Source organism: Mesorhizobium sp. M7A.F.Ca.US.007.01.2.1 (assembly GCF_003998165.1).
GTDB lineage: Bacteria > Pseudomonadota > Alphaproteobacteria > Rhizobiales > Rhizobiaceae > Mesorhizobium > Mesorhizobium ciceri.
Genome location: NZ_RZQP01000012.1, coordinates 38,636 through 59,556, shown reverse-complemented (window position 1 = coordinate 59,556; position 20,921 = coordinate 38,636). Strand labels below are relative to the sequence as shown.

Here is a 20,921-nt window from a genome sequence, read left to right as displayed (position 1 = left end):
GACGGGGGCGGCCGTAACGAGATGGCCGACACCGGCCTCGAATAGCGCCCGCCACGGAAACTTCTCGCCGGGATCGATTTTGCGCCCCGGCGCAACATCGGAATGCGCGAGTACCCGCTCGGCGGCGATCGAATGCCGACCGGCGATCCCCCGGCACAGCCCGATCACGGCATCGATCTGCCGCCGGGGAAAACCGGGATAGCCCAGCGAATGCCCCGGATTGACGATCTCGATGCCGACGGAACAGGAATTGATGTCGGCGCATCCGAACCACGAACTCTTGCCGGCGTGCCAGGCGCGGTCGCTTTCCCTGACCATCTGCACGATATGGCCATTCTCGTGGACCAGATAATGCGACGAGACCTCGCTGGCCGGATCGCAAAGCCAGGCCTCGGCCCCGGCGCCGGTCGCCATGCCTGTGTAGTGCAGCACGATCATGTCGGGCCTGGGTGTTGTCTCGCGCCGCGGGCCGAAATTCGGCGATACCCTGACTTCGGCACGTGGCTCGTCGGGCAGAAAGCCGCTCATGCGTGGCGCAGGCCCCGCTCGATCATCTCGTAGGCGGCATTGATCGCCGCCACCCTGGTGGTCGCGATCTTGATGAATTCCTGAGGCAGGCCGCGCGCGATCAGCCGATCCGGATGATTGTCGGAAACCAGCTTGCGATAGCGTTTCCTGACCTCTTCGAACGGCTTGCCGCGCTCGATGCCCAGCACGACATAGGGATCCCCGGCGCCGAGATTGACGTGCCGGGCCATGATGGCTTCGTAATGCGCTTCGTCGATGCGGAAAATCTCGGCGATGCGGTGCAGGAAATGGCCTTCGCGCTCGTGCACCAGCCCGTCGGCCTTGGCAATGTGGAACAGACCGTCGAGTATGTCTTCAAGCATCACGCAGTTGGAATGCCCCGAACCGCACATCTGGGCCATCCGCTCGGCATAGGTTTCGAAACCGGCCACGTCGCGCTGGGCGAGATCGAACAGCCGCGCCACATTGCGCGTCTCCTTCGGCGGCACTTCGAATATCTCCTGGAAGGCGCGCACCTCGTCCTGGGTGACGATGCCATCGGCCTTGGCCATCTTGGCCGACAGCGCGATCATCGCCACCGAAAAGGCGACACGCCGGCGCAAATCCGCATCGCCGGAGAAAACCGTGCGCACAGCCTCGACAACGTCGACGACACCCGACGAGGTTGAGGATGAAACGCGGGTGATGAACTCGCCGAGGCGATCCCAAATCGACATGGCCTGCTTCTTAGAGCCACCGCTCCCTCCTATCAAGCCGGGACAGTGCCGCAGGCTTTGCGCGACAAATCGATCCGGCGCGCGAGAGGGATTGGCCCACGGCGCTCGGACGACATGAGAAAGGCCGGCGCGAGCCGACCTTCCTCATTCATCACAAGAAGTACTGCTTGCTCACTACTGCGCGGGCGCAGGAGCTGGTGTTGCCGGAGCCGGCTCGGCGGGCTTCTCGGGTGTGATGCTCTTCGTGGTCGAATTATCCGTTGCCGGAGGCGTCGCGGCCGGCGGCGTGGCTTCCGGGGTGGCCGGTTTCATCGGTTCCTCGGCGGCCGGCGGGTTGGTGCTCTGGGTGGTGGTGTTGTCCGTACCGCTGTCACTGCAGGCGGCGACGCCAAGCAAAGCCAAACCGGAAACGGACGCGAGAATGAGCTTTTTCATTTGTCTCTCCTTCAACACACGCTCACGTTGCCGTGAGCGGTCGAAGGACAAATGCGTCAGCCGGCCATGAGTTTCGTAACGTTGCGTTTCCGCATGTAACATCGTCTGGTTCATTTGCGATTGCCGCTCAGGCCGTAGCGAACTAACAGCATGTGCCGAAACACCGATCGAACAGAAGAGCGCCAGGGGCTGTCATGACCGAAAAATGGGATTTCTGGATCGACCGCGGCGGCACATTCACCGATATCATCGGCCGAGATCCGGAGGGCGGGCTGCACCCGCGCAAGCTTCTCTCCGAAAATCCCGAAGCCTATAACGATGCCGCCATCCAGGGCATTCGCGACCTTCTTGGCTTGTCGGCCGGCGACACGATCCCGAGCGGCCTGATCGGCGACATCAAGATGGGCACCACGGTCGCCACAAATGCGCTGCTGGAGCGCAAGGGCGACCGCGTGCTTTTGCTCATCACCAAGGGCTTCCGCGATGCGCTGAAGATCGCCTACCAGGCGCGCCCGGACATCTTCGCCAAGGAGATCATCCTTCCCGAACAGCTCTACGAGCGCGTCATCGAAATCAACGAGCGTGTGCGCGCCGATGGCTGCGTCGAACAATTGCTCGATATCGCCGCCTGCCGGCCGGCGATCGAACAGGCCAGGGCCGATGGCATCGATGCGGTCGCCATCGTCTTCATGCACGCCTGGAAATACCCCGAGCACGAGAAGGCGGTGGCGAAAGTCTGCCGCAAACTCGGTTTCAGCCAGGTCTCGGTCAGCCATGAGGTCTCGCCGCTGATCAAGCTGGTCGGCCGCGGCGACACCGCGGTGGTCGACGCCTATTTGTCGCCGATCCTATCGCGCTATGTGCAAAGGGTGGCGGGAGAGTTGGGTGCGGCGCCAAGCTCCCCTCTTGTGGGGGAGAGCGATCGATTCCCCCGCCTGATGTTCATGATGTCGTCGGGCGGTCTCACCGCCGCCGACATGTTCCAGGGCAAGGACGCACTGCTGTCAGGACCAGCCGGCGGTGTCGTCGGCATGGTCGAGACGGCCAGGCTCGCCGGCTTCGACAAGGTCATCGGTTTCGACATGGGCGGCACCTCGACCGACGTCGCTCACTATGACGGCGAATATGAGCGCGCCTTCGACACCGAGGTCGCCGGCGTGCGCATCCGCGCGCCGATGATGCGCATCCATACCGTCGCCGCCGGCGGCGGCTCGATCCTGCATTACGAGGCCGGCCGCTTCCGGGCCGGGCCGGATTCGGCTGGCGCCAATCCCGGCCCGGCAGCCTACCGGCGCGGCGGCCCGCTCGCCGTCACCGACGCCAATGTGATGCTGGGCAAGCTGCAGCCCGATTTCTTCCCGGCCATTTTCGGACCCGGCCAGGACCAGACGCTCGACGTCGAGACGGTACGGGCAAAATTCGCCGCACTCGCCGCCGAAATCGGCGACGGCCGGTCGCCCGAGTCTGTCGCCGAGGGCTTCGTCACCATCGCCGTCGAAAACATGGCCAATGCCATCAAGAAGATCTCCGTGCAGCGCGGCTACGACGTCACCGAATATCTCTTGAACTGTTTTGGCGGCGCCGGCGGCCAGCACGCTTGCCTGGTCGCCGATGCGCTCGGCATGGAAGCGGTGCTGATCCATCCCTTCTCAGGTCTTCTGTCGGCCTATGGCATCGGCCTGTCCTCGGTCTTTGCCTCGCGCCAGCAGGCGCTGCTGAAACCGCTTGCCGAAGAGTCCAGAACGGAGATCGGCAACCTCATTGCCATCTTGAGGAAAGCCGTTGTCGCAGAACTCGCGGCGCAAGGCATCGGCGAGGATACGGTCGCCACGAAGCCGGTGCTGCACATTCGCTACGACGGCACCGACACGACACTGCCGGTGAATTTCGAGGCGGATTCGATTTTCCAGGCCAGGCGCGATTTTGAAATCGCCCACAAGGCGCAGTTCGGTTTCGTCTATGACGACAAGCCGATGATCGTCGAGACCGTCGGCGTCGAAGGCACCGACACCGGCGGCACTGGGCGCGACGAAACTGAATCGCGAACCGAAGACCTTGCCGTAAGCCCTTCACAGACCCGCGAAATCTTCACCGAGGGAGAGTGGCGCACTTCACCCATCTTCCGCCGCGAGGCGCTGAAGCCGGGAAACAGGGTTGCGGGACCTGCCTTGATTATCGAGCCGAACCAGACAATCGTCATCGAGCCGGGCTGGCTGGCCGAAATCACCGCCAGGAACCACGTGCTCCTGCACCGCGTCGAGAAAAAGCGCCGGCAGGCAGCGCTCGGCACCGAGGCCGATCCGGTCATGCTGGAGGTCTTCAACAACCTCTTCATGTCGATCGCCGAGCAGATGGGCGTCACGCTGCAGAACACCGCCTATTCCGTCAACATCAAGGAACGGCTGGATTTTTCCTGCGCCGTCTTCGACCGGACCGGCGCGCTGGTCGCCAATGCGCCGCACATGCCGGTGCATCTCGGCTCGATGGACCGCTCGGTCGAAACCATCATCCGGCTGAATTCCGGCGACATCCACCCCGGCGACGTCTTTGCCCTCAACGCACCCTACAATGGCGGCACGCATCTGCCGGACATCACTGTCGTGACGCCGGTCTTCGATGATGCCAAGGAAAGAATCCTGTTCTGGGCCGCCTCGCGCGGCCATCACGCCGATATCGGCGGCACGGCACCCGGCTCGATGACGCCGCTCGCCACCACGGTCGACGAGGAAGGCGTGCTGTTCGACAATTTCCGCATCGTCGACCGTGGCCGCTTCCGCGAGAAGGAGCTGGAAACGCTGCTCACCGATCACCGCTATCCGGCCCGCAATCCGCACCAGAACATCGCCGACCTCAAGGCGCAGATCGCCGCCAACGAAAAGGGCGTAGCCGAACTGCGCAAGATGGTCGCCCATTTCGGCCTCGATGTCGTCGAGGCCTATATGGGCCATGTCCAGGACAATGCCGCCGAAAGCGTGCGCCGCGTGCTGGAGCGGCTGCCGGATAGTTCTGAGTACGAATACCCGACCGACACCGGCCAGATCATCAAGGTGAAGATCACGGTCGACCGGCAAAAGCGCGAGGCGACGGTAGACTTCACCGGCACCTCGCCGGTGATGAAGAACAATTTCAACGCGCCCGAGCCGGTGGCCCGCGCCGCCGTGCTCTACGCCTTCCGCGTCATGGTCGAGGATATGATCCCGATGAATGCCGGGTGCCTGCGGCCCATCAACATCATCATTCCCGATGGCTGCATGCTGAAACCCGCCTACCCCGCCGCCGTCGTCGCCGGCAATGTCGAGACCTCGCAGCATGTCACCAACGCGCTGTTCGGCGCCATGGGCGCCATGGCCAACGCCCAAGGCACGATGAACAACCTGACCTTCGGCAACAAGACGTATCAATATTACGAGACGATCTGCTCCGGCTCGCCGGCCGGCCGGATGAACTCGGGCCGCGGCTTTGCCGGCACCTCCGGCGTCCACACCCACATGACCAATTCGCGCCTCACCGATCCCGAAGTGCTGGAGCTGCGCTTTCCCGTTCTGCTCGAGGATTTCCACATCCGGAAAGATTCCGGCGGCAAGGGCAGATGGAGCGCCGGCGACGGCACCAAACGCACCATCCGCTTCCTCGAAAAGATGGAATGCGCGATCCTGTCCTCGCACCGCAACCGGCCGCCGCAAGGGCTGGACGGAGGCGGCGACGGCGAGGTCGGCTCGACCAAGATCCGCCGCAAGGACGGCACGATCGACCTGCTGAAAGCCTGCGACCAGACCATGTTGCAGGCCGGCGACGCCGTCATCCTGACGACGCCGACGCCGGGGGGATTTGGCAAGGCCTGAAACCGCTTGACTGGCTCGCGCCTCCCGGCCGCATTTATCACCAGCTATTCGGCGGCGATGCTAGCCTAGTAGGCTATTGCGCAGATGATAGCGGCTGTGATCGCCACCTCCTACTTCCCCGCACCATCGGAGCATTCTGACATTCTAGGGCACGTGGGACCGCAACCATTCAGGATTCCGCTATACGCTACCATTCGACAATAGCGAGCCGTTCACACGGTAAGAAAAGGTTTCGAAAGGCATTTCTCTACAAGTCTCGCTTGCTTCAATGTTCACAGCGATGTTGTAATGGCTTCGACTCCGGGGGGTTGGATGCGGAAGATTTTTCATGGGTTTTACGAGCCCACCAAAAAGGAATTAGACAAGATCTGGAAGACGGGACTTCTGGTCCCGGATACAAATGTCTTATTACACCTATTCAGATTTATGCCCGCTAGACGGGCGGAAGTCCTTGCTGCATTTAGGTCATTTGGGGATAGACTGTGGTTGCCTCATCAGGCCGGTGCAGAGTTCCAGGCAGACGGGCGCGATGCTGATTCGACCAATAGAGCGGCATATCAGAAGCTAAAAGATGAGCTGCTAAAGAAACGCAATGAGGTCGAAGGGGCAATTGGCGCGTTCTCCAGATTCGATCCTTGGCCCCAAGGATCCTCTATGGACGAGATCGGCAAGTTCTTCGAGCGCCTGACCCTTGAAGTTGAAACTGCCGTAAAGCAGCTTCCTGAAGCTCTATCGGTTTTCAAGGACGTTACTGACATCTTCGATGGAAAGGTAGGGAAGCAACCAGTCGACATCGAACAGCGACGGAAAGAAGCGCTGCGACGTTTCGATGCGAAAATCCCCCCCGGTTATAAAGACAAAGGCCGTCCGGGCGATTATCTGATTTGGGCTGAAATGAAGGACAAGGCAAAGTCGGCTCAGCTTCCGGTCCTTTTTGTCACTGACGATAACAAAGAAGACTGGTGGGCACGACATGATGGCAAGACCCTGGGACCAAGGCCTGAACTCAGGCACGAGTTTTTCGAAGCGACTGGCCAGTTGTTCTACGCATATTCGCCATCGCGCTTTTTAGCCTTCGTATCCAGCGAGGACGAAGAACTGGTTTCCAAGGAAACAGTGAAAGAGATGGAGAGAGTTCAAGAAACAAGAGAAATTCCTAGACGTTCAATTTTGTTTAGACATAGCGAAATGCTGAATCTCGTGACCGTCCTTGCCCTTCATACGGCTAAAAGCGAAGATGAAATTATAAAAACTGCTATGAAAATCACTAAAGTGTCGGGGAGAATTTCGGAGGAACAATCTCTTAGAAGAACCGGTGATGGGAATTTAGATGACTGGGAATTCAATTCCCTGGAAGAGCATCTTGAAAAACTATCCATAGAAGCACAATCAATTTTCCAAAACAAAAATAAAGACGATCCGGAAAAAATAAACACGTGGTATGCGTTCAGTAAACTAATAGATTGCTTTTCTTACAGCGAATATTGGGACCAGATTCCAAAATTAATGGATGCAATCAAATCAAACCGTGGGATAAACGAAGTTTTTCGCAAAAAAGAGGGCTAGAAGGACGAACCATCTTCAGATAAAAAGATTGCCGATCTGGCGACAGACCTCTTCGTATATCGGCCCTCCGGCGGCATCGTCCCGCTGGCGGGGGTGAAATCGGGAAATGGCGACCCCCGGAATATTTCTGCCACGACAATGTCGCAGCCTGGATGCCGACTCGCCAAAAGACAAGCATGCGCGGCTTCCTGACTGTCGAGTATAGCTTGCTGCTGTCGTACATTCAGTTCACGGAATATAGCGTTGTGGCGACACAACTTCCAACCGGGCTTCGCAACTCTACCCCTTCATCGAGCGCACTGGTCCTGTTGGCCTGCTTGCCGAAGCCGGCCGACGTATGACTATTTGCAATCAGATTCGATGAAAAAGCGCGCGGTCCATGTCGAGACGCGCACCGCCGCACTTTCGAAGACATTATCGAGATCAGCAAGGATCGACCGGCGTCAACCGGCTGTCACCGGCCTGTCATGAGCCTGCGCTACCCGCTTGCGGCAAAGCAAATGGGGAATCATCTTGCCATGACGGACGTTTCCGCAGATCTGGTTTTTCGCCGCGGCAAGGAAGTTGGAAAGGCCGTCTATCAGAACCGCCCGCTGTCGAAGGCCGGCATTTCGGAGCGGCTGTTCGCCTTCCTGTTCTCCGGCCTCGTCTATCCGCAGATCTGGGAAGACCCCGATGTCGACATGGAGGCGATGCAGCTTGGCCAGGGCCACCGCGTCGTCACCATCGCCTCCGGCGGCTGCAACATCCTGGCCTACCTCACGCGCTCGCCGGCCCGGGTCGACGCCGTCGACCTCAACACCGCGCACATCGCGCTGAACCGCATGAAGCTGGAGGCGGTGCGCCATTTGCCATCGCAGGGCGATCTGTTCCGCTTCTTCGGCGCCGCCGACACCAGCCACAATTCGAAAGCGTATGACCGTTTCATCGCGCCGCATCTCGATCCTGTCAGCCGTCACTACTGGGAGCGCCGCAACTGGCGCGGGCGCCGTCGCATCACTGTGTTCGACCGCAATTTCTACCAGACCGGCCTGCTCGGCTTGTTCATCGCCATGGGCCATCGCACGGGAAAATTCTTCGGCGTCGACCCAGCCGGCATCATGCAGGCCAGGAACATCGGCGAGCAGCGCCGCTTCTTCAACGAGGAGTTGGCGCCGGTCTTCGACAACAAGCTTTTGAGATGGGCGACGTCGCGCAAGGCTTCGCTGTTCGGCCTCGGCATTCCACCGGCGCAGTACGATTCGCTGATCACTTCTGGCGACGGCACCATGGCCAGCGTGCTGAAAGCCCGGCTGGAAAAACTCGCTTGCGATTTTCCGCTGGAGAATAACTACTTCGCCTGGCAGGCCTTTGCCCGCCGCTATCCGAACCCCGGCGAGGCCGCCCTGCCCGCCTATCTCGAAAAGCAGAATTACGAGACCATCCGCGGCAATGTCGGCCGCGTCGCCATCCACCATGCCAATCTGATCGAGTTTCTCGCCGGCAAGGATGCAGGCGCGGTCGACCGCTTCGTCCTGCTCGACGCACAGGACTGGATGACCGACGATCAGCTCAACGCGCTGTGGGCGGAAATCACCCGCACGGCTTCGGCCGGCGCCCGCGTCATCTTCCGCACCGCCGCCGAGCCCAGCCTGCTGCCGGGTCGCGTCTCCAGTTCGCTGCTCGACCAATGGGACTATCAGGACCAGGCTTCGCGGGAATTTTCGGCCCGCGACCGCTCGGCCATCTATGGCAGCTTCCATCTCTACGTAAAGCGCGCGGCATGAGCAGCAGCGAGCTGCCGGCCAGCCCCGAATTCAAGGCCAATCATGCCGAACTGATGGACGGCGTCTACCGCTGGCAGCGCCACATCTACGACCTGACCCGCAAATACTACCTGCTCGGCCGCGACCCAATGATCTCGGGGCTCGACGTGCCTGCCGGTGGCACCGTGCTGGAACTCGGCTGCGGCACCGGCCGCAACGTCATCCTCGCCGCCCGTCACTATCCCGACGCGCGCTTTTTCGGCCTCGATATTTCGGCCGAAATGCTGGAGACGGCCGGAAAGGCGATCGACCGCGAGGGCCTGTCCGGTCGCGTCATATTGGCTAGGGGCGATGCCACCGATTTCGATGCCCGGGCACTCTTCGATGTCGAACGCTTCGACCGTGTCTTCGTGTCCTATTCGCTGTCGATGATCCCCGGCTGGGAAAAAACAGTATCGGCGGCACTTGCCGCCCTGTCGCCGAACGGTTCGCTGCACATCGTCGATTTCGGCCAGCAGGAAGGCCTGCCGCGCTGGTTTCGCACACTGCTGCGCGGCTGGCTGAAAAAATTCCACGTCGCGCCTCGTGAATCGCTGCGCGAAGTGCTGGAATCGGAATCTCGGCGAACCGGCGCAAGCTTCCGTTTCCGCACGCTTTATCGCGGCTACGCCTGGCTGGCGGTTATCGGGCCGCGCGGCTAGCCAAGGTGAAACTGCCATTTGCAGGCCGACCTCACCTGAATGTCAATGCACCTTAATGGAGTGCCTTCACCAACGCCCCCACCATCGTCTGCGGCCGATAGCCAAGCTTGGCAGGCGTCAGCCCCAGCCGCACCACCACCAACTGCTCCGAGGGAATGATGGCAACCGTCTGCCCGTCATGGCCTTCCATCCAGTACGTGTCCTTGGGCAGGCCTGCCGCGACACCGGCGCCGGGGTTTTCCTCATCGCCCGGGGCCTCGATCCACAATTGGCCCTTGCCGTAGACCTTCGAGGCGGATGCCGGCTCTCGCATCCAGTCGACGAAACCGGCCGGCAGGATCTGGTTGCCGTTCCACACCCCGCCTTGTAGCAGGAACTGGCCGAAGCGCGCCCAGTCATGCGCGGTTGCGTAGAGATAGGACGAGCCGACGAAGGTGCCCAGCTCGTCGGTCTCGAGCACCGCGCTGTGCATGCCGAGCGGCTCGAATAGCGCCGTGCGCGGCCACGTCAGCGCCCTGGCCTTGTCGCCGACCGCGTCCTGCCAGAGGCGCGACAGCATCACCGCCGTGCCGCTCGAATAGGAAAACTGTTCGCCGACCTCTGCAGCCAGCGGCTTGGATTCGGCAAAGCCCGCCATGTCAGGTTCGAGATAGAGCATGCGCGTGACGTCGGCGACGTCGCCATAATCCTCGTTGAACTCCAGCCCGCTCGACATCGCCATCATGTCGGCAAGGCTGATCGCGGCGCGGCCGTCCGCCTTCCACGGCGCGAACAGGTTTTTGTTGTCGAAAGCCATCTTGCCGTCCTTGACCAACGTACCGACGATGGCGGCATTCACCGTTTTGGTCATCGACCAGCCGAGCAGCGGCGTCCTGGCGGAAAAGCCATCGCCGTAGCGCTCGGCGACGACACGGCCATTCTTGACCACCACCACCGCGCGCATGCCGGTGCCGATCAGCGCCGCATCGTCCAGCAGCTTGGCAACAACCGGATCCTGTGATGCCTCGACCCGTTCGCCTTCCGGCCACAGGTCGCCCATGGTGACTGCGGACGGCTCCGCTTGGATCGCGGTCCGCCGCACCTTTCCTACGTCGCCGTCCGGAACCGAAGCGCAGCCAAGCCCGTCGCGGGCTACGGCGACGCTCTTGCCGAGGAAACCGAACAGGCCGGCAGACACCGTTCCCCTGTTCTTGTCCACCGAAACCCGCATTAACCGCAGCAGGGGATGCCCGGGTGCCTGCACGTCGACGGCCAGCACCTCATTGGGATCGCGGCCGGCGATAAAAACGTTCGAACAGACGATCTTGGCCGAGTAGCCCGAGCCAACCCTGATCAACTCCGGTGGCGCGATATAAAGCCAGGCAAAAAGTGCTGCGATCACCAGGACGATCAGGCCAAGCAGCCATTTGACGATCTTGACCACGATCCGCATTTATTTCCTCCGGGCCCTGCGCGACCCTTATGTCATCGATTTGCCGCCATTGCTTCCGCAAATCACAATGCTTGTCGAGCGTCATCAACGGATTATCAACCATGATCGGCGATCACAGGATATGCTGAGCGATGCTGTGGGGCGATCGTTCGGAGGGGGCCCGATCACAAAGCAGGCCATCAGTGTAGAGACCCATCAGCGACCGGCTGAATCCGGCTCGGGAATTGCGATGCGCCGTCTTGCGGGCCTGATCATGCTAGCGCTGCTTGGTGCTTGCTCGACCGTCGACGATCTCTCGCCGCTGTCGCCATCCGCTTCGAGCAGCCCGACGGTTGCCGTGCGCGCGCCGCGCTTTGCCGACTCCAAGCCGCATGAATGGGAGAGCGGCGCGCCGTGGAACTATGCCGTCCACGGCACCGATGTTTCCAAATACCAGACCTCGGTCGACTGGCCGGCTGCCAGGGCGAGCGGCATCTCCTTCGCCTTCATCAAGGCGACCGAGGGCGGCGACCGTTTCGACGAGTATTTCAGCGAGCATTGGGCGCGCACGAAGGCCAACGGGATTCCGCGAGCCGCCTATCATTTCTATTATTTCTGCACCCCGGCCGCCGTTCAGGCGCGCTGGTTCATCCGCAACGTCCCCGTCGATCGCTCGGCGATGCCGCCGGTCCTCGACATGGAATGGAACCCGCAATCGCCGACCTGCAGGCTGCGTCCCGACGCCGCCACGGTGCGCGCGGAGATGACCACCTTCCTCGAAATCGTCGAACGCCATTACGGCAAGAAGCCGATCATCTACACTTCCGTCGACTTCTTCGACGACAACGGGCTGTCGGGGTTCCGCGGCTATCCCTACTGGCTGCGTTCCGTCGCCGGCCATCCGCGTGAGAAATACGGCAGCCACCCCTTCACCTTCTGGCAGTACACCGGAACCGGCATCGTTCCCGGCATGACCGGCAAGTCCGACATCAACGTCTTCAACGGCAGCGAAGCCGCCTGGAACAAATGGCTGCGGCAGAACACCCGTTGACGTCAGGTTCAACGGCAGCACCGCCCTGGATCAAAAGCACTCCAGCAGAGCTTCCGTTGAACCGGTTTAACGGCAGCACCGCCCTGGATCAAATCACTCCAGCAGAGCTTCCGTTGAACCGGTGCAACGGCAGCACTGCCCTGCATCAAATCACTCCAGCAGAGAAGCTGCCGCAGAACACCGTTGACACCGGGCCTGCCGCCTGCTTTTCGACACAGCCAGCGGTAAAGAGTGCAACCGCCGGTAATTCAGGGCGTTGGGCTTCCCGGGGGGGAGCACAACAAATGACCCCCTGTTCGTTTCGAAAGGAAGCTGATGCGACTGCGTTCCAAAGTCCTCGCGGCTGCGCTGACCCTGTGCGCCACGGCCTTGCCGGCGATGGCGCAGGAATGCGGCGGCGACTTCGAATCCTGGAAGCAGGGCGTCGCCGCGGAAGCCAAGGCGGCCGGCGTAGGTACAGTGGGTCTCGACGCCCTTGAAGCGGCAACCTTAGATGACAAGGTGTTGGCGCGCGACCGCGCCCAAGGCGTCTTCACCCAAACCTTTGTCGAGTTTTCCAACCGGATGATCTCGGCCTATCGCCTGAAGCAAGGTGCGGCGAACATAAAGAAATACGCGGATGTCTTCGCCCGCGCCGACCAGCAGTTCGGCGTCCAGGCGCCGATCATCGCCGCCTTCTGGGCGCTGGAGACCGATTTCGGCGCCGTGCAGGGCGACTTCCACACGCTGAGCGCCCTGGTGACGCTTTCCCATGATTGCCGCCGGCCGCAGCTCTTCCGGCAACAGCTGGTGCCGCTTCTGGAACTGATCGATCGCGGCGTGCTGCCGGCTGATGTCAGGGGCGCCTGGGCCGGCGAGATCGGCCAGACGCAGATCCTGCCCTCCGACTATCTGGCACGCGGCGTCGACGGCGACGGCGACGGCAAGATCGACCTGCGCGGCAGCGTGCCTGATGTGATCATGACCACTGCCAACAAGGTGCTGTCGCGCGGCTGGAAACGCGACCAGCCCTGGATCCAGGAAGTCCGCGTGCCCGAAGACATGCCGTGGGATCAGACCGGTCGCACCAACAAGCTGCCGCTGTCGCAGTGGGCGCAATGGGGCGTCACCTACCCCAGCGGCGCGCCGCTGGTCGATAACGGCCTGAAAGCAGGCCTCGCGCTGCCGATGGGCCGCAAGGGGCCAGCCTTCCTCACCTACGACAATTTCGACGTTTATCTCGAATGGAATCAGTCCTTCACCTATGCGCTGACGGCAGCCAACCTTGCCGCACGGCTGGCAGGCGCGCCGCCGCTGGACCCGCGCAATCCCGAGACCGGTCTCAACAATGAGCAGATGAAGGCGTTGCAGACCAAGCTGGAAGCCAAGGGCTACGATGTCGGCACCGTCGACGGCATTTTGGGTACCAACACCCGCGAGGCGATCCGCAAGGAGCAGACGCGGCTAGGTTTGCCGGTGGATGGCTGGCCGACGCCGGAGCTTTTGGGAAAATTATAGGGCAGTAGGGCAAATTAGCCCGAAGCAGTGACTGCCGCCACCCCTATTCCCCTATTCCCCTACTGCCCTATTCCCCTCAATCCGCCATCGTCTCCAAACTGGCAAAACCCTGTGGCGCGTCGCCCTCGTCGAACGGCGTCGTCACCTCGACGAAGGTGTCGGGATAGAAGCCGTTGAAGCGGGTCCTCAGCGACAGCGAATACGCGCCGATATGGCCGATCTCGATCCAGTCGCCGGTATCGACCGTTTCCGGCAGCCAGAACGGCCGCGACAGGATGTCGACGGAATCGCAGGTCGCGCCGCAGACCTTGAACGGCACGATGTTCTTCTCCTCGCCATTGCGCGAGCGGATCGCCGGGTCGGGAATGAAGCGCGCCGGCAGCGTGATCTTGCCGGTCCATGAATCCGACAGCGATGCCCAGATGCCGTCATTGATGTAGAGCCGCTTGCCCTTGCGCAGCAGCACCCGCACGATCAACGACAGGCAGCGCGCCACGATCACCCGGCCGGGCTCAGCCACCAGCGGCATCTGGTCGAACTGATACTCCTTCAGATCGCCCGACAGCCGCGACATGATCTGGCCAAGCGACGGCATCTCGATCTGCTTGCGGTTAGGGTCGTGGCCGTATTCGGCGGGGAAACCGCCGCCGACATCGAGCCCGGCAATATCGAAGGTCAGCCGGTTGCGCACCCAGTCGGCGGAAGCCAGCGCCCGCTCATAGGTGTCGGGATCCTCGATCTGGCTGCCGACATGGAAGCACAGGCCGACCTTGTAGCCGGTGCGGTTCAGCCGCTCGGCGAGCTCGACGGCATAGGCCGGCCCGGCGCCGAACTTCTTCGACAGTTCGTAGGCGGCATGCCCCTTGGTCTGCACCCGCACGAACACGCTGATCGAGCCCGGATCGATGTCGAGAGCCCGCACCACACGCGTCAGCTTGGTGATCTCGTCCTCATGATCGAGCGAAATGACGCGGATGGCGTATTTCTCCAGCGCCAGCTTGATGTCCGACTGCGCCTTGACCGGGTGCATGTAGAGCATCTCGGCATCGGGGGAGACGGCACGCACGGCAGCGAATTCGCCCGGCGAAGCGACGTCGAAAGCCTTGACGCCGGCTTCGACCAGCGTCTTCAGCACGATCTGCTCGCCATTGGTCTTGACCGCATAGGCGGTCTTGCCGGGGAACATGCCCATGAACTGCCTGGCATCCGCCATCAGCACTTGCGGGCGGAAGCAATAGACCGGATCGTCCGGACGAAGCGCCAGTGCCGCCTCGCGGGCATTCTCGAATCGCTGCATGGACGAATCCTCACTTCGGCTGCGCACAATTAATCCAAGCTAGCGGCTAATGAAAACAATTCTGTGTCTCGTGCGGCTGACGCTGGGGCGCTGGGTCTTTGCCAGCAACGTTTGCCAGCGATCAGGTTTCGGGTGGCTCTTGTCACTGAGTCCGATATGGCTTCTGCCTGACTGACTGGCATTCAGGCCGTCTGGGAGGGCGACTCACATGGCAATAGCCGCGACATCAGCACCGCGCGGGCCGATGGTGCTCAAGGACTGGGGGCAGCTCCTGCTGCTCGGCGCGATCTGGGGCGGCTCGTTCTTTTTTGCCCGCATCGCGGTGGCGGAACTTCATCCGCTGGTGCTGGTGCTGTTTCGCGTCGCCATCGCGGCGATCGCGCTGCAGATCTATCTCGGTCTGCGTGGCCCGTCCTTCCGCCTCGCCCTTCCCCATGCCGGCCTGTTCTTCCTGCTGGCGCTCACCAACAATGTGGTGCCCTTTTCGCTGATCTTCGCCGGCCAGACGGAGCTTGGCGCCGGCGTCGCCTCGGTGCTCAACGCCACGACGCCGTTCTGGACATTGATTCTCGCCAATGCGCTGACATCGGACGAAAAGCTCTCCTGGAACAAGCTCGCCGGCATTGCGCTCGGCATCGCCGGTACGGCCGTCATGATCGGCCCCGGCCTGCTTGCCGGGCTCGGCGGCCCGGTCTGGGCCAAATTCGCGCTGATCGGCGCTTCACTGTCCTATGGCATTGCGCTGATGGTCGCCCGCCGCTTCAAGGGCGTGCCCTCGCCGGTCGTCGCCACCGGGCAGTTGACCGCATCGACCATCATCATGATCCCGATCGTGCTCTTCACCTACGGCCCATCCGGCCTGTTCTCGGCCTCGCCGCCGGTCTGGGCGGCGGTGCTGGCGCTGGCACTTCTGTCCACAGCCGTCGCCTACATCCTCTATTTCAACCTCGTCGCCTCGGCGGGCGCTACCAACGCCTCGCTGGTCACGCTTGTTGTGCCGGCCAGCGCCATGCTGCTCGGCTTCCTGTTCCTAGGCGAGCGGCTGGAGCTGTTCGAAATCGGCGGGGTGGTGCTGATCGCGCTCGGCCTCATCACCATCGACGGGCGCGTCCTTGGAAGACGTTAGCGCGTCCTTTGAACCCCCACATCGCCGCGAAAGTCGAATTCGACTTTCGCGGCGGTAGCGCTGCCATGACACGGCAGCGACACGAGCCGGCCACATTTTATTCACAGGTCTGAAGTCGGTATTTGCCTAGGAGTTTCAAAGCCTAACGGCAAAAGACATGTCGCGGATTTCACAATCACGTCGCAATGCAGCACATTTTCCGCTTGCCTGTGGCACAAATGAACCTAGACTCCATGACATAGCTCTTTAAGAGGAGGCTATGTCATGGGACTTACGAGGCCTATCAACGCATTGATGATCTGTGCTGCGTTCGCCTTTATCGGAGCCCTCATTATGGGCTTCCTTCCCTGACCGCCAAAGCGGGGAAGACCAGCACCCAAATAGTCCAACCAATTCAAAAGGCCGGGTTTTCCCGGCCTTTTGTTGTTGAGCCCGACCTCATGCCGCGGCTGATCCGGCGGCCGCCGCCTCGTGCGAGCGAATACCGATCATATGGCAGATGGCAAAGACCAGATCGGCGCGGTTCATGGTGTAGAAGTGGAAATCGCCGACACCGCGCTCGACCAGGTCCATGACCTGTTCGGCTGCCACCGCCGATGCCACCAGCGCATGCGTCTGCGGGTCCTTGTCGAGGCCTTCGAAACGCTCCGCCAGCCAGCCGGGCACATGCGCGCCCGCCCTCGCTGAAAAGTTCGCGACCTGCTTGAAACTGTGAACCGGCTGGATACCCGGCACGATCGGGATGTAGATGCCGGCGCGGCGGACGCGCTCGACATAGCGCTCGTAGAGATCGTTGTCGAAGAAGAACTGGGTGATCGCCCGCGTCGCGCCATTGTCGACCTTGCGCTTCAGCATCTCGATGTCGGTGGCGAAATCGGGGCTTTGCGGATGCTTTTCCGGGTAAGCCGCGACGGAGATGTCGAAATCCGCGATCGTCTTGAGCCCGGCGACCAGTTCCGCGCCATTCTCGTAGCCACCGGGATGCGGCCGGTAGGGCTCGCCGACGCCGGAGGCCGGGTCGCCGCGCAGCGCCACGAACCGGTTGATGCCGATCGATTTGTAATCCTGGATGACCGCATCGACCTCGTCGCGCGTTGCCCCGACGCAGGTCAGATGCGCCGCTGCAGGAATACCGGTTTCCGTCAGGATGCGCTTTACAGTGCGCGCGGTGCGCTCCCGTGTCGAGCCGCCGGCGCCGTAGGTCACCGAGACGAATTTCGGCTTCAGCGGCTCCAGCCTTGTGACCGTCTCCCACAGCCTCGCTTCCATCTCGTCCGTCTTCGGCGGGAAGAATTCGAAGGAAACCCTGACCTTGTCGCCGATGTCGGGGCGGCGGGAAAAGCGGAACTGGTTCATGCGATTTCCCCCATCGAGTTCGCTTTGGCCTGCCTTGTGTCGTTGGAAGGATCGGCAATCAGCAGGCGCCGATCGCGGCCGAGCCAGAGTTTCACGGTGAGCCTCGCCTCATTGCCACCGCGCGGCTCGAACTCCTGGGCATCTTCGAGATCGAGGCCGGCTTCCGAAAACCAGTCGGCGATCTGCCGGTCGGAAAAGCCGAGCCGCATATGCGCATGCTCCTCGCGCAGGAATTCCAGCGCATGCGGCGCGAAATCGACGATGACCAGGCGTCCTGCCGGACGCAAAAGCCGAGCCGCCTCGTGGATGGCGCGGGCGGGATCGTCGAGATAGTGCAGCACCTGATGGATGGTGACGAGATCGAAGGCATCGCGCTCGACCGGCGGCGCGAAGATGTCGCCCTGCCGAACCTGCGCGTTCGAAACGCCGGCCTTGTCGAGATTGGCGCGCGCCACGGTCAGCATCTCGCGCGACATGTCGATGCCGACACCGCGCCGATAGAGCGGCGAGAAGATTTCGAGCAGCCGCCCGGTGCCGGTGCCGAGATCGAGCATCGACTGAAACGGCCGCTTGCCGACCAGTTTCAGCATTGCGGCTTCGACGGCGCGGTCCGGCACATGAAGCGAGCGGATATGGTCCCAGCTTGCCGCATTCACGGAAAAATACTCGACCGCCCGGTCCTGCCGCTTGCGCTTGACCGAGGCCAGGCGCTCAAGATCGCGCTCGACCTGCGGATCGGCGCCGCGAATGCCGGAAACCAGGCCCATGACGAAGTCACGCGCGGAATCCGCATCCGACAGGCGGAAGAAGGCCCAGGACCCTTCCTGGTAGCGGCCGATCAGCCCTGCCTCCAGAAGCAGCTTCAGGTGCCGCGAAACGCGCGGCTGCGACTGGCCGAGAATTTCGGTAAGATCGGAAACGGTGAGGTCACCGCGCGACAGAAGTGCCAGTATGCGCAATCGGCTGGATTCGGCCGCCGCCTTTAACGTATCCACCATAGTGTCGAGCGAGACATGCATCAGCGTATTCTCTTTGAAAAGATATAAACATATGTTTATGTCAGTTTTCGAAACCTTGCAAGCGCTATGTCGCTTCCGGACAAGAAAATGCCGCTTGTGTGGCGTTTTAAGAGACATGGGCCATGACTGGACCGCGTGAGATGTTCGAGGCCCGCGAAGGCGAGCAGAGGCTGGAAAACGATCCCGCCCTGATGCCGCCGGATGACGGCATCGTCTTCATCGGCCGCATTGCCTCGCCGTGGACGACGCGCGAAACCTGCCCGAAGAACATGCGCGCCGCGCGCGAGACCGGGCAGAAGGCAGTGCTGACCATCGACGCGCCCTACCGAAATGGCTTACGGGGGCTGGAGCGCGCCAGCCACGTCATCATCCTGTCCTGGCTGCATCACGCGCCGCGGGACCTGATTGTGCAGAAACCACGCCATGCGGCCGAAGCAAAAGGCGTATTTTCGCTGCGCTCCCCTGCCCGCCCCAACCCAATCGGGCTGCATGTGGCCAGGCTCGTCGGGCTCGACCAGAACACCGGCCGCATCGATCTCGACGCCATCGACGTGCTCGACGGCACTCCGGTCATCGACATCAAACCTTATTTCGCCTCGACCGACGCCATTGCCGAGGCGACCATCGAAGGACGCGACGAGCCCAACGGGGTTCGGCGATGACGGCGCCCACCGGTCGCCGCCGCGCCATCGCCAAGGCGCTGACAGCACTTCTGCCGCTGGCACCCTATGCCGACATGGAGAAGATCCGCGGCGACGCCGGCGCGGTCCACATGAAGACCTTGCCACCAGGCATCGCCGTATGGCTGGCGACGATTGCCCATATCCGCCACATGCACACAGATTACGAGAAACTGCTGAGCGAAGGTTACGACCGCGACTCGGCGCGTTTCTTCGTCATCGAGCAGACCAACGTCGTGCTCACCCGCTGGCGCGCGACGCGCCTGCTCGACGCGGATGACGAGGAGGAATGACCACGGCTACTTCCGCTTAAGCACTGCGACCGCATTATAGGGCTGACCATCGGCCTGGCCGATCCAGGTCCAGGACAGATTTTCCTTGAAAAACCTGACGGTGATGTTGCCGCCGTCGATGCATTTGTCCTGACCGTAGGTGATGCTCTCGTGGTATTCCGCCGAAATGCCGTCCCTGGACGTCTGTGACAGCAATCCGCCGCAGCCGAGTGACGGATAGTCGATCGACGCGCTGCCATCGTTGATGGTCATGGCGATCGGCCAGTCGGCCCCGGCGTCACCCGCCGGGCTTTGATGGCCGCTGCCGACCCAGGTGCCGCTCAGCGACGGCACCGCGCAAGGCAGGTTCTGGAAGATCGGTGTCAATTCGCTGCCGGTTTTCTCGCAGCGATAGGTCTGCCCGCCCTGGCACAATTCATCGCCTTCGCGCGCGCACTGGGCGCTGGCTTCGCCCGCAGCGGCGAACATCGTCATGGCTGCTATGACGGCCCCAAGCCTGCCCATCTTCCCCCTCCCGTTCAGAGCGCGCAATCTAAGGCAATTCCGATCCAATGTATCGACGAGATCGTCATCGAGGCCGAACAGCACCGGGCGGGTGGCTCTATGCCTTCTGCCCAGCGCCGATAGCCTACTGATCTTGCCTTGCGTGACAGGAAGCCCCAATGAGCCACACGGCGACGACACAGGACGAGAAGCAACTGCCCGTGGTTGGCGACCGCCATGTCGACCCGCATTCCTACCCCGACGGCATCGCCTTTCTCGACGGCCAATACCTGCCGATGTCGCAGGCCAAGATCTCGGTGCTGGACTGGGGTTTTCTGCATTCCGACGCAACCTACGACACCGTGCATGTCTGGAACGGCCGCTTCTTCCGCCTCGATCTGCATCTCGACCGCTTCCTCGGCGGGCTGGAAAAGCTGCGCATGACCATTCCCTTCGACCGCGACGGCGTGACCGAAATCTTGCACAATTGCGTAGCGCTGTCCGGTCATCGCGCCGCCTATGTCGAAATGCTGTGCACGCGCGGCGCCTCTCCGACCTTCAGCCGCGACCCGCGCCAGGCGGTCAACCGCTTCATGGCCTTCGCCGTGCCGTTCGGCTCGGTCGCCAATGCCGAGCAGCTGCAGCGCGGCCTGCGCGTCGCCATCAGCGACAAGATGCGTATTCCGCCGGCCTCGATCGACCCGGCGATCAAGAATTACCACTGGCTCGATCTGGTGCGCGGCCTCTACGATGCCTATGACCGCGGTGCAGAGACCGCGTTGCTCCTCGACTTCAACGGCAATGTCGCCGAAGGCCCGGGCTTCAACGTCTTCTGCGTCAAGGACGGCAAACTGTCGACGCCGGCCACCGGCGTGCTGCCCGGCGTCACCCGCCGCACCGTCTTCGATCTCTGTGCAGAAGAAGGCCTTGCCGCCACGGCGACCGATCTCAGCGTCACCGCATTGCGCGAGGCCGACGAGGTATTCATCACCTCCACTGCGGGCGGCATCATGCCGGTGACGGAGATCGACGGCGCGGCGATCGCCAATGGCAAGGTCGGACCGATCACCAGCCGGCTGATGGCGCGCTACTGGCAAAAGCACGAGGACCCGGCCTGGTCGTCTCAGGTGAATTATCTCCGATAATTCAGGCGTCTTTGTCAAAAGATTCCCGTC

The 20,921-nt window shown here is 61.9% G+C and carries 18 protein-coding genes; 10 read left to right on the top strand and 8 right to left on the bottom strand.

Annotated elements, in window-relative coordinates; genetic code table 11:
- From EN949_RS04250 to EN949_RS04240, 3 genes are all read right to left on the bottom strand, one after another.
- Positions 1-528 (bottom strand): N-acetylmuramoyl-L-alanine amidase (locus EN949_RS04250; RefSeq protein WP_164782472.1); only part of this gene is annotated, 528 nt, incomplete at its 3' end.
- Positions 525-1,244 (bottom strand): DnaJ family molecular chaperone, encoded by a 720-nt coding sequence (locus tag EN949_RS04245; protein WP_013530944.1) that lies wholly within the window; start codon positions 1,242-1,244, stop codon positions 525-527. The genes EN949_RS04245 and EN949_RS04250, both read right to left, overlap by 4 nt.
- A 174-nt stretch (positions 1,245-1,418) precedes the next feature.
- Positions 1,419-1,793, bottom strand: a complete 375-nt coding sequence (locus EN949_RS04240; RefSeq protein WP_244514312.1) for a hypothetical protein — start codon at positions 1,791-1,793, stop codon at positions 1,419-1,421.
- 80 nt (positions 1,794-1,873) lie between these two features.
- On the opposite strand from EN949_RS04240, the gene EN949_RS04235 reads away from it, so the two are divergent.
- The 4 genes from EN949_RS04235 to EN949_RS04220 all read left to right on the top strand — a co-directional run bounded on the left by EN949_RS04235 (position 1,874) and on the right by EN949_RS04220 (position 9,533).
- Positions 1,874-5,521 carry a hydantoinase B/oxoprolinase family protein gene (locus tag EN949_RS04235; protein ID WP_063168484.1) on the top strand — a complete coding sequence of 1,216 codons (3,648 nt, stop codon included), beginning with the start codon at positions 1,874-1,876 and terminating at the stop codon, positions 5,519-5,521.
- Between the two features lie 288 nt (positions 5,522-5,809).
- The gene (locus EN949_RS04230; RefSeq protein ID WP_063168485.1) at positions 5,810-7,087 is read left to right on the top strand and encodes a PIN-like domain-containing protein; all 1,278 of its coding nucleotides are present in this window, start codon (positions 5,810-5,812) and stop codon (positions 7,085-7,087) included.
- Between the two features lie 467 nt (positions 7,088-7,554).
- Positions 7,555-8,853: a DUF3419 family protein gene (locus EN949_RS04225; protein ID WP_127370816.1), complete on the top strand. Its 1,299-nt coding sequence runs from the start codon at positions 7,555-7,557 to the stop codon at positions 8,851-8,853.
- A complete protein-coding gene (locus EN949_RS04220; protein WP_127366188.1) occupies positions 8,850-9,533 on the top strand; it encodes a class I SAM-dependent methyltransferase in 684 nt (227 codons plus the stop codon). Before EN949_RS04225 ends, EN949_RS04220 begins: the two co-directional genes overlap by 4 nt.
- 52 nt (positions 9,534-9,585) lie before the next feature.
- Here EN949_RS04220 and EN949_RS04215 read toward each other — a convergent pair whose 3' ends face one another.
- Positions 9,586-10,965 (bottom strand): serine hydrolase, encoded by a 1,380-nt coding sequence (locus tag EN949_RS04215; RefSeq protein WP_127366189.1) that lies wholly within the window; start codon positions 10,963-10,965, stop codon positions 9,586-9,588.
- A gap of 229 nt (positions 10,966-11,194) precedes the next feature.
- Here EN949_RS04215 and EN949_RS04210 point away from each other — a divergent pair, with 229 nt between their 5' ends.
- A complete protein-coding gene (locus EN949_RS04210; RefSeq protein WP_013530938.1) occupies positions 11,195-11,995 on the top strand; it encodes a GH25 family lysozyme in 801 nt (266 codons plus the stop codon).
- A gap of 315 nt (positions 11,996-12,310) precedes the next feature.
- Positions 12,311-13,492 (top strand): lytic murein transglycosylase, encoded by a 1,182-nt coding sequence (locus tag EN949_RS04205; protein WP_127366190.1) that lies wholly within the window; start codon positions 12,311-12,313, stop codon positions 13,490-13,492.
- 76 nt (positions 13,493-13,568) lie between these two features.
- Here EN949_RS04205 and EN949_RS04200 read toward each other — a convergent pair whose 3' ends face one another.
- Complete coding sequence (locus tag EN949_RS04200) at positions 13,569-14,789, bottom strand: alanine racemase (RefSeq protein WP_013530936.1); 1,221 nt, start codon at positions 14,787-14,789, stop codon at positions 13,569-13,571.
- Positions 14,790-14,997: 208 nt separating this feature from the next.
- On the opposite strand from EN949_RS04200, the gene EN949_RS04195 reads away from it, so the two are divergent.
- Positions 14,998-15,915 carry a DMT family transporter gene (locus EN949_RS04195; protein WP_127367776.1) on the top strand — a complete coding sequence of 306 codons (918 nt, stop codon included), beginning with the start codon at positions 14,998-15,000 and terminating at the stop codon, positions 15,913-15,915.
- A 438-nt stretch (positions 15,916-16,353) separates the two neighbouring features.
- Here the strand turns inward: EN949_RS04195 and metF are convergent, their stop codons facing one another.
- Together metF and EN949_RS04185 are read right to left on the bottom strand one after the other, a co-directional pair.
- The gene (metF, locus tag EN949_RS04190) at positions 16,354-17,271 is read right to left on the bottom strand and encodes a methylenetetrahydrofolate reductase [NAD(P)H] (RefSeq protein ID WP_013530934.1); all 918 of its coding nucleotides are present in this window, start codon (positions 17,269-17,271) and stop codon (positions 16,354-16,356) included.
- Positions 17,268-18,290 (bottom strand): metalloregulator ArsR/SmtB family transcription factor, encoded by a 1,023-nt coding sequence (locus tag EN949_RS04185; protein ID WP_013530933.1) that lies wholly within the window; start codon positions 18,288-18,290, stop codon positions 17,268-17,270. The genes metF and EN949_RS04185 overlap by 4 nt, the downstream gene beginning before the upstream one ends.
- Before the next feature lie 122 nt (positions 18,291-18,412).
- Between EN949_RS04185 and tsaA the strand changes: the two genes are divergently transcribed.
- Positions 18,413-18,952: a tRNA (N6-threonylcarbamoyladenosine(37)-N6)-methyltransferase TrmO gene (gene tsaA / locus EN949_RS04180; RefSeq protein WP_063168491.1), complete on the top strand. Its 540-nt coding sequence runs from the start codon at positions 18,413-18,415 to the stop codon at positions 18,950-18,952.
- Positions 18,949-19,263, top strand: a complete 315-nt coding sequence (locus tag EN949_RS04175; protein ID WP_013530931.1) for a DUF2293 domain-containing protein — start codon at positions 18,949-18,951, stop codon at positions 19,261-19,263. Before tsaA ends, EN949_RS04175 begins: the two co-directional genes overlap by 4 nt.
- A gap of 6 nt (positions 19,264-19,269) precedes the next feature.
- On the opposite strand, the gene EN949_RS04170 is transcribed toward EN949_RS04175, so the two are convergent.
- A complete protein-coding gene (locus EN949_RS04170; RefSeq protein WP_127366652.1) occupies positions 19,270-19,767 on the bottom strand; it encodes a hypothetical protein in 498 nt (165 codons plus the stop codon).
- A 158-nt stretch (positions 19,768-19,925) separates the two neighbouring features.
- Here EN949_RS04170 and EN949_RS04165 point away from each other — a divergent pair, with 158 nt between their 5' ends.
- Entirely contained in the window at positions 19,926-20,891 is a 966-nt protein-coding gene (locus EN949_RS04165) for a D-amino acid aminotransferase (RefSeq protein WP_063168493.1), read from the top strand.
- The last annotated feature ends 30 nt before the right edge of the window (positions 20,892-20,921 follow it).